This window comes from Burkholderia sp. (genome assembly GCF_018375725.1).
Classification (GTDB): domain Bacteria; phylum Pseudomonadota; class Gammaproteobacteria; order Burkholderiales; family Burkholderiaceae; genus Burkholderia.
The window spans coordinates 1-1347 of the sequence record NZ_JAHACR010000520.1 but is presented as its reverse complement, the minus strand read 5'-3'; the positions used below and the strand labels follow the sequence as shown (position 1 = coordinate 1347).

Sequence of the window (1347 nt, the reverse complement as noted above, 5' to 3'; positions counted from 1 at the left end):
CACGCGACCGCGTCGTGACGCGCGACGCCGCCGCGGCGCGAGCCGGTGAAGCCAACCGCCTTGATGCGCGGATCGGCGACGAGTGCCTGGCCGATTTCGCGCGATGCGTCGAACAGCAGCGAGAACACGCCCGCGGGCAGCCTGCATTCGCGTACCGCCTGCTGGAGCGCACGGCCGACCAGTTCCGACGTGCCCGGATGTGCGGAGTGCGCCTTGACGATCACCGGGCAGCCGGCCGCGAGTGCGGACGCCGTGTCGCCGCCCGCGACGGAAAACGCGAGCGGGAAGTTCGACGCGCCGAATACGGCAACCGGGCCGATCGCGATATTGCGCAGGCGCAGGTCGACGCGCGGCAGCGGCTTGCGGTCGGGGCGGGCCGGATCGATCCGGGCATCGATGAAGCCGCCGTCGCGTACGACCGACGCGAACAGGCCGAGCTGGCCGACGGTGCGGCCGCGCTCGCCTTCGACCCGCGCGCGGGGCAGGCCCGATTCGGCGACACAGCGCTCGATCAGTTCGTCGCCGAGCGCCAGGATGTTGCGGCCGATCGCTTCGAGAAACGCCGCGCGGATCTCGAGGCTCGTTTCCCGGTATATATCGAACGCGTCGTCGGCCAGCGCACAGGCTGTCTCGAGGTCGTGCCGGCTCGCGCCGCCGAATGCCGGTTCGAGCGGCTCGCCGGTTGCGGCCGCGATCGCGCGGAGTGTGCCGTTCTGCCCGAAGACGGCAGATTGGCCGATCAGAAGCTCGCCTGAAAGTCGCATGTTTTCCTCGAAAAATGCAGGCCGGGTGTGAACGGCCCGGCCGGTGGAACAGAAAGGGAAGGGCGGCCGCGCCGTGTCAGCTCTCGTCGTCCGCGAGCTGCAGCTTCGCGGACGGCACGCCCGTACGCGCGCCCCAGTAATAGATCGCGAGCGAGACGATCGCGACCACGGCGGTGTCGTACGGATGCGCGAGCTGGCCCGTGCCGCCGAAGCCGCCGAAATACGACAGGACGATCATCGCTACGTAGAACGCGACGAGCCATGCGGACGCGCGTACCTGTTCGCGCAGGCTCAGGTGAGCGGTCGGCACCCAGCGGTGGCACGCGAGATAGATCGCGTACATCGCGATCTGCAGGCCGAGCAGCCAGGAGACCGTGTGCCAGCCAGACCAGTAGACGATCAGGGCAGCGATCACGAATGACGCGGGGCCGGTGATGGCGAACGCGCTCGCGCGGAACGGCCGCGGCAGGTCGGGGGCGGTGCGGCGCAGCGCGGCGACCGACACGGGCGCGACGGCGTAGCTCAGCACCAGCGCGGCCGACACCGTGTTGATCAGCGCTTCCCACGACGGGAACGGCAGCGT

1 protein-coding gene and 1 pseudogene are annotated in these 1347 nt (G+C 69.9%); both read right to left on the bottom strand.

Going from position 1 to position 1347, the window contains the following annotated elements:
* A partial coding sequence (locus KH616_RS25020) for an aldehyde dehydrogenase family protein (RefSeq protein WP_292254938.1) occupies positions 1-764 on the bottom strand: 764 nt, incomplete at its 3' end.
* Between the two features lie 76 nt (positions 765-840).
* Positions 841-1347 (bottom strand): annotated as a pseudogene (locus KH616_RS25015) (aspartate:proton symporter); the annotation flags it as partial.